At 55.5% G+C, this 8,609-nt stretch carries 4 protein-coding genes; all 4 read right to left on the reverse strand.

The annotated features are described in order from the left end of the window. Positions 1-26: 26 nt before the first annotated feature. A complete protein-coding gene (locus tag Pla52nx_RS09870; RefSeq protein WP_146519735.1) occupies positions 27-3,029 on the reverse strand; it encodes an FG-GAP-like repeat-containing protein in 3,003 nt (1,000 codons plus the stop codon). Positions 3,030-3,034: 5 nt separating this feature from the next. After that, positions 3,035-6,043 carry an FG-GAP-like repeat-containing protein gene (locus Pla52nx_RS09875; RefSeq protein ID WP_146519734.1) on the reverse strand — a complete coding sequence of 1,003 codons (3,009 nt, stop codon included), beginning with the start codon at positions 6,041-6,043 and terminating at the stop codon, positions 3,035-3,037. 990 nt (positions 6,044-7,033) lie between these two features. Beyond that, positions 7,034-8,278: a DUF1559 domain-containing protein gene (locus tag Pla52nx_RS09880; RefSeq protein ID WP_146519733.1), complete on the reverse strand. Its 1,245-nt coding sequence runs from the start codon at positions 8,276-8,278 to the stop codon at positions 7,034-7,036. A gap of 105 nt (positions 8,279-8,383) precedes the next feature. After that, the gene (locus Pla52nx_RS09885; protein WP_146519732.1) at positions 8,384-8,569 is read right to left on the reverse strand and encodes a hypothetical protein; all 186 of its coding nucleotides are present in this window, start codon (positions 8,567-8,569) and stop codon (positions 8,384-8,386) included. Positions 8,570-8,609 lie beyond the last annotated feature (40 nt).

Consider the following 8,609-nt stretch of genomic DNA (forward strand, 5'->3'; position numbering starts at 1 on the left):
CCCAAAAAATAAGTTGTCCCAGACCACTAGTGACACTCAAAAACACTCTCGTCGGTCTCGGTCACCAGATACTGGCGATTCACGGACAGGTTGCGAAAGACTTGGCGTCGTCCCGACGGCCATAGAATTTCTACTTGGTCGATCGATGGTGCGTCACTCAATCCGAAATCGACCGTTGATTCATTGCTGCACAAGAAACCGTCGCCGCCGACGTTCCACCGACTCCAGACTTGATCACCACATTGAACAACAATCGATGCGCCGATTGCGTCACGTTCACTGATCGTTCCGACCAAGTCAAAGCGAACAAAATTTGCCGATTGTGTTCGGTTTTCCAAGACGGCCACGGGTTTGTCCAGATGATTGGCGATGAGATCAGGTTTGTGATCGCGATTCCAGTCTGAGACGGCCATGGTTCGCCCCAAGGCAGGGCTTGACCAATACGACGGACCGATCGTGGAGCCATTGACGCGTACAAAGCCCCGCGAGTCGCCTTGAAAGAGTTGAGGTTGCATCTGAAACGCCTGTCCGCGTTTTCGATGATCGACCAAGTGGCCGTTCAGCATCGCCAAGTCAAGCCATCCATCGCGGTCAAAGTCGACGGCTTGGGCTCCCCATCCGACCGTCATCCTGGTGTCGTTGTAGAGTCCAAAACTCGTGCTCGCGTTGTCAAAAAATGCCGGCGAGTTCTGCAGGTACAAATCGGCAGGCTGATTCCAAAAATTGGTGACCAGCAGATCGAGGCTACCGTTTTGATCGAAGTCTCCGTGTGCGACCCCCATGCAACCCTGTCGTTGCCCCATGGCTCCGAGTCCACAACCGGCCACCATGGCATTCTCGTGCAGGGTGCGTTCGCCACTGTCCCTGACGGGTTCACTTTGCCAGAACTGATTCTCCTTTGTATCGTTCGCCACAAAGACATCGTTTCCGCCGGATCGATCGAAATCTGCAATGATGGCGGCAAAGCCATAGTTGGGTTTTTGATCAAGATTCTGGCAGCCTTTCCAAGTCGTCAATTGGCCTTCTTGGTTTGATTTCCAGACATGATCTACCGCTGGTTGAAAGCTGCTGGGATTGCATAAATCGATCTCTGGTGTGCAAACGACGGCCAAGACCTTTGGATCATCGACGTAGTTGACCTCGAACACCTCTGGCAAGTGATCGCCACTCAGATCGCCACAGGCGATGGATGTCGTCCACGCACCGTTGGTGTTCACGGAGGGCATGGCTTGCTGGCGGAAAGTTCCGTCGCCGTTGTTGAGGTACAGGACGTTCGGCCCGATGTTTGCCACCACCAAATCCGCGAAGCCATCTTGATTGATGTCTGCCACGCAAACGCCTTGCCCGTATCCTTGATCTCCGACATCGGCAGGGACCGTGATGTCTGTTGCTTGGCCAGAAACATTTCGTATCAACTGATTGGGTAGCGAACCATCAGGATCGAACGCGTCTCCGCCGCCTTGCGTCAGGTAGAGGTCGTTCCAGCCATCGCGATCGAAATCGACGACTCCGATTCCTCCACCGGTCAATTGATGCAGCAGATGCTCGTTTGCCCTCCAGTCGTTTCCCGATTGATACTGAAATGCCAGTCCGATGGACTCCGAAATGTCCTCCAGTCGAATCGGTGTCGCAGGCACCATTGCTGACGACGCGTCGGGAGGTGACGTCGTGCTAGAAACGGAGTCTGGCGGTGAAAGGGAAGGGATCGGCAACTCGTCGATCGCTATCCCGCAGCTGTCTGCCAAGTCACTTTCAAAAGCATTCACGGATGCCGCTGTGGTATTTGCGAGTTCATTGCGGCGGGCCTGCAGGCGTTGTTCGTCGATGTCGCCGGAGCCATGGGTGCGAAGCAGTACTTCTTGCCAAGCGATGGATTCCCAAGGGCGATTGAGTTGATCGAGGATCTCCGCGATTCGACTGAGCTCCTCTGGAGTTCCTGGACGGAGGCCGATGTTACGTATCAAATTCGCCATCTCGTTGAGCATCAGATATCGCTGGGTAACGCAGTTCGCTTGCTCGATCCGACCAAGTTGTTGCAGCGACTGGGCCAGTCCGAGGTGGGAGAAGCGATCGGTCGGGTCTCGGCGGATCGCTTCGATGTAACAGCGTGCCGATTCTTTGTGGCGTTCTTGTCGCTGCATCCAAGCTCCCAATGCGTGCCAGTACTCCGGCTCCTCTTCGATTCCCGCTGGCGTCCGCTGGCTCCATTGTTGCAGGGACAAATCATCATGCAGATCCGAATAAATGCGTCCTTGGAAAGCGTGGATCGGAGCAGACTGAGGAAAGGAGAGGCTCAACCGTTCGATCAACTCACGAGCCCGATCAAGTTCACCGTCGGAACGCAGTTGTCTGGCATCGGCCAGTTGGGCGGGTACCAGACGGTCGCCGTAGTTGGGTTTTGGGATCGACTCATCGATGAAGGAATCGCCATAGGTGTTCATGGCGAACAGTTCCTTTTCCGTTGTATCTCCGCTCCGCACCAAAGCCCGCAGATGGGATGCGGCTTGGATCCGCAGTCCCTGATTGTTCAACAAGGAGGCCAGACGGTGGTGGACTCGATTGGTGTCACCACTTCGTTCAAGGATTCTTTGCAATCGTTGTTGCGCCGCGCTCAATTCTCCGGCATCTGCGAGCCACTGTGCAGACAGCCAGTCGGCTTCGTCCAGCAGTTCCGACTGCGGCGACCGCAGATCTTCCAGGAGCCCTGCCGCGGCCAATGCGTTGCCAAGTTGGGCTTCGCATTTCGCCATCAACAAGGTGACTTCGGCATCCTCGGGATGTTCGATCGACAGCGACAGCAGTGTCGTTCGTGACTCGCTATAGTTGCTCTTACGGAACTGCTGTTGTGCATAGGCCAATTGATCCTCAAACGATTGCTTTTGCGTCGCATCAGCGGACTGGCGCTGCAGTTGGCGGCGGCGAAGTTCCGCTGCGGTAGAGCCGTCTTCTCCAGACCCACAGCCCAGCAGGACGACGAGGGTCGGCAGTATGCCGAATGCAATCGCCATCCAGAAATGATGAGGCGACATGACGTTCAAGACCCAGCCTCACCATCGGAGGTGGGGAATTCGAACGCCTGTTCCTGGTCTTCGACGATCAAGTATCGTTTTCCGGAGACCATGGCACCGAGCTTTTGCTCGACACCGCTTGGCCAAATCACGGTGACGTCCTGAACTGCTGTTTCTCCTCCTGTTCCGATCCAGATTTGCCGCTCGTTGCTGGACATGTAACCGTCTCCGGAAAACAGTTGCGACAACACCGTTCGTCCATCGATTTTCATTCGGACCGTGGTACCAATCGCATCTCTCTGCGACCGCGTGGCTTTCAGTTCCAATGCGATGTGATGACCGTGGTTTTCGGATCGATTGACCAAGAGAGCGACCGGTTCGTACAGATTGGAAATGGATACGTCGATTCGCCCGTCACGATCGGCATCCAAGGTGACCAAGGCGCGGCCGAGGTGATCGCGGGTAAAGTACTCTCCCAATTCGGGTCGATCCAACTCACTCCAGCGTCCGTCAGGATTGCGCCGGAAGACTTGGGTGGGCATCCGATAGGCGATGTCTTCGCGATCAACGTCGTCGACGTGCCCGTTGGTCAGAATCAATTCCAGTGCCGAGTTGTTGTCAAAATCGGCCCACTGCGTGCCAAACCCAAGCATGTTCATCGATGGTTGCAGCAGGCCGACTTGGAAACTCTTGTCGGACCAAAGGCCCGGTGCTACTTGTTCGTAATACGTATTGTGTTCGTTCGAGAAATGGGTCAAGAAGAAATCGATATCGCCATCGCCGTCGGGATCACCCACAGCGATCCCCATGGACGCTTGCGCATTCGAGTTTGCATCGGTACCGATACCGCGAATCGCAGCCAGATCGTTGAGCTGAAATCCTGCTGTGTCTGACTTGCCAGACCACAAGTGATTCGCTGTCATGTCATTGGCGACGTACACGTCGACGCCGGGGTGTTCATCAAACTCACCGACGACCACGCCGAGTCCCCTGCCGAGCGATGTCGGCTGCATCCATTCTTCGCTCGCGTCAACAAACGTGCCGTCACCCACGCCACGCCAAATCGTGTCGCGGGCGGCGTCGAACTGGAGAGGCGGGCAGGTGGCGATTCCCTGGTTGTTGGAACAAGCAATCTCGTAGGGCTGATCGCCTCCGCAATAGGCGGCCGCAAAAAGATCAGCAAATCCATCACCATTCAGGTCAGCCATCGCAGAGGATGTGGTCCATGCTTGGCCTGACAGTCCAACTTGCTCGGTAACATCTTGGAATGTCCCGTCGCCGTTGTTGCGGTACAAACGATCCTGTCCGATGTTTCCGTCAAAGATGTCAGGGAACCCATCGTCGTTGTAGTCGCCGATGCAGATCCCGTGTGTGAATCCCAGGTCCTGATACTCGGCGAAACGGGATACTTCGTCAAAGCGTCCTTGGTGATTTCGGAAAAGTCGATTGGGTGACGAGTTGGATTGTCGTGGCTTTCCGTCGAGCATCGCACCAGCGAGATCAGGCCAGCCGTCCAAGTCAAAATCGATGACGCCAAGCCCACCGCCCACACTTTGATAAATCCAGTGCCCTTCGGTCTCGGCCTCCGCGGCCACCGCACATGTGTGCTCAAGTCCTCGCTGTGCTGCCTCCTCGACAAAGTGAATGGATGCATCTGAGGAATGTTTTGGCGAGTCGCTGCCAGGTTGGGCTATTCGCAATGGACCATGGGAACTTGGCGGTTTGATGTCCGGCAGATCGCTCAAGTCGATCGAATTGGCAATCGACATCTCGGGCGATTGCCACGGAGTGGTGACGGTGAGTTGGCGGCGAATGGCGAGGTAACGTTCCCGCGAATCTATCACGGGATCATCGGACAATCCTACCGCCAGGCGAGCCCAGCCTTCCGCTTCCCATAGGCGTCCCAACGCCGCCATCGCTTCGGCAACTTTCATAGCCGCAGCCTGGGATTGGCTGTTTCGTTCAAGAAAAACATGGAGCGAATCACGCAGCGCCGACATCTTCACGATCTGTTTGGCGACCCGCTCTGCTTCTGCGTCTCGGCCGATCTGTTTGAGACTCAGTAACAAGGACTTCAGCATTTCCGAGTGAGTGGTTTCGTCTATGCGGAACGATTCCCAAAGGGCACGGGCTGCTTGCTCGTGTTGCCCCATTTTCTGAGACCACAATCCCATCACAATCCAGTAGTCGGCAGATTGTTCCATGGAGTCAGGCAAAGATTGTTGCCAAGTCGCTAACTCATCCAGCCGATTAAGCTTGATCAAGGCGCGTCCGTAGAGTCCGAGCGCGGGCACGAACTGTGGGTGTTTCGCAACAACCGGCTCCAGACGCGTTGCAACCTTGTCCCATCGCAAGTAAATGGCATCAATCAAAGCGATGCCGTATTCGGGGCGCAAGTCGCTTGGTCGTTCAGACAAGAGTTTGCGGCACAACTCCGCATCCGGCTCGACTCGACCCGTGTTGGCGAGCACAACAAGCGACTCGGGGTCGCCGTGTCCATTCTGTAGCAACCAGCGGAGCGATGCGATGCATCGATCCGGCAGGCCGATCATTGCAGCCATCCCAACGAGGTCGTAGCGAGGCTGGACGACGTCCGGGTAAAGCTCGATCATTCGCTCTAATACCTCCAAGGCATCAAACGGTAGGCTTTGATGCATCAGCACTTGGCTTAGTTTTGACAGGATCGCTTGACTGGGAGCAGCGACATTCGCTAACGATTCGCGATACATGACAGCAGCCTGAGAGAGATCTCCCGTCAGAACGGCCACATCCCCAGCCATTTCCAGCGCAGTGGAGTCTGTCGGTTCCTGGACCAATCGAGCCTTGATCGCGGCGTCTGCGGTAGCGATGTCTCCGCGCGAGATTGCGAGTTGAACGGCTGTGGGTGAAAAAACGGACGCTGACACCGCGTGTGAGTCAGCACCGCCGCTCTGACTCTCTGATTCCGTGGTTGTTGGTGAGCCGCATCCTGACAGCAACACGAAAACCATTGCGTATCCAATGATTCGGTATGCGGCGATTCGGTATGCGGCCACAATAGACTCCCGCCGGATCGAAATGCGTACAAAGGATAGAACGGAAAAAGTGGGGCAGGTTTGTAACCTGCCGTTCCGCCATTGACAGGTTGCAAACCTGTCCCACGCTAAGAAGCGGCGCTGATTCTCCGTTCGCTACTCTGATGATACCGTATATCGCAATTCGGAGTTGCTTGACGGCCAGGAGGATTGTCCTGAGCTATTCAAAAGTTTGGTGTTGACATTGTTTTTCAGTCCATGTTTTGTTTCCATGCATCGCAATCAAAGTGAGCCTCAGGCGCTAGCCGTGGGCCGGCGCCACAATCCGCCTCAGGCCCACGGCTAGCGCCTGAGGCTCACTGGGGGGACGTAGCCGTTGCGCATACAGCACTAGCCAGGATGATTCATCAGCCGGCACGCGATAGCGTCCGGTTCCCGATTACAGGCGTGAGAACCGGACGCTATCGCGTGGCGGCTGATTTGCGCAGACTGTTTTCGTGCCAATCCGCGTAAGCCGTTTCGTGCAAACGTATTGCGAAGAAGTTAGGGAGTCGCGTGAATAATCTGGGCTAGTGGTTTGGGACAGCTAGAAGTTGGGGCTTGCCGTAGTGGATCTTGTCAAAGATCCCACCGCTACAGGATCTTTAACAAGATCCACTACCCTAAAGATAAGTTGTCCCAGAGCACTAGGCGGATGGTGGCGTTCGTTTTCGACTTTCCAAGTCGATAGCGTGCCCCGCCAAGCGTTTTGCCATTCAGAAAGGCTTTCTTGAGCAAACGGGCCCCTCCCTCGCATTCGCCTCAACGGCTAAACGCGACATCTCCCAAGTTCCTTGGGGGGCGGTGACAGTGGACAAGAAATGGCTCAACAACCAACGCCGAAACACCGAGTCAACACGGACTTTTGACAGGCCAGGATTATCCTCCAAACTTGCGTCCAGACAAAAAAACGACGGCCGCAACAGAGTCTGTTGCGGCCGTCGTCAGGATACCATTAGCTACGAAAACAGATCAGTCGTCGAGGGTTTCTGTTTCTTTGCTGGCACGAGTACCAAGTGCACCCCAGAGACCAAATGGGCTCTTCTTGCCAGCGTCGACTTTAGAGCAGGCACCGCATCCACCGGTCGCTGGATCGCTACCGATCGCATAGGACGTTTGATCACCCGCTTCGATCGAATCGGTGACGAAGGTGACCGAACCGTCGGCCATCGTCACGTGAGCGCCACCTGCGTGGTGGCTACTTGCGGAAATGATGCCCGTGTTTCCTTCGGCCTGCTGCACGCTGTAGCTGTTCGGCGGACGAACGGTTTGAAACGCCGAGTAAGGGATTCGCCCGTCAGCCCAACGTCGACCTTTATGGTGACGAATGTTGGCCGTATCAACACCCACGGTGCCGCCACCGCCGGCAACTCCGAGGGACTCAAGGTAACGAGTTGGGTTCAACGGATCGATCAGTTGAGACTCCCAGTTTCCTGGAGGCGTGTTCACTGGTCCGTCTGCGTTTCCGCCTGCGGTGTAAATCGCCGATTTGATTGCAAGGTCGCCACCGTAAACAGTGGTTTCACCAAGGGCGATCGTATGAGCCGTACCGTCTTTGATGTCCTTGAAAGACATGAAGTGACGGGCACGGAAAACACCGCGAGACCATCTGGAAACAGCACTGTCTCCCCACGTACCGCTGTTGTTTGGACGTCCTTGATCATCGACGCCACCGTGTTGCTGCTCGTAAGTTCCGTCGCCGGTACACGCCGCGTAGTTTGTGAAGGCCTGTTCCGTCGAGTTGGGACCACCGACTCGTTCCACCGGATCGCTCGGGCAGCGATACGTGGTCACTTGAGTCATCCAAGGAAGGTAATTGTCGTGCCACGGCACAGGGCCCATGGCGGGCCAGTTCTGAGTCGGGCTACCGGCTCGGTCAAGTTGACTCGGATTGCTGATCTGCTCCCACAAGCCCTGCTGTTCGAAGAACGGCAGAAGGCCAATACGCCAGCTCAACCAGTTGTTGTTTGCAACACCGCCACCCAAGTTGTTGGTGCCACCAGAAAGAGCCGGGAAGTTCTTGTAGGTCGAGTGGTAGTTCTGCAACGCCAATCCGAGTTGCTTCATGTTGTTGCTACACTGCATACGTCGGGCAGCTTCGCGAGCAGCCTGAACGGCGGGCAGCAGCAGCCCCACCAAAATACCGATGATCGCGATCACGACCAGCAGCTCGACCAAGGTAAACGCGAGTCTACCGCGAGCTTGTTTCCTAAACATAATGTCCTCTCAATGCATGACGAAAGAAAAAGGGAACCGAAAAAGCACAGGCCTAGCAGAAGATAAAGCCTGCGCACTGAACCAATAGCTGAATCGAGATCTGCGTCAGTTGCCGACGGGTTGTCCCGTCTTGGGGTCAATCTGCTGTGACGCCGTGTAGTCTTCCAATGCTTTCTCTTCCTCGGGCGTCGGAGCAGTCAACCCTTGAGGGACTTCAGTGGTATTGCTACCACCACATCCGACCGAAACCAAACAAATGAACGACAAAAAGAGCATGCAAAGTCGCAGCATCGTATTTCAACACTTTCAAAAAGAAGGAGGGCAGAATGGC

It is taken from the genome of Stieleria varia (assembly GCF_038443385.1).
Lineage (GTDB): Bacteria > Planctomycetota > Planctomycetia > Pirellulales > Pirellulaceae > Stieleria > Stieleria varia.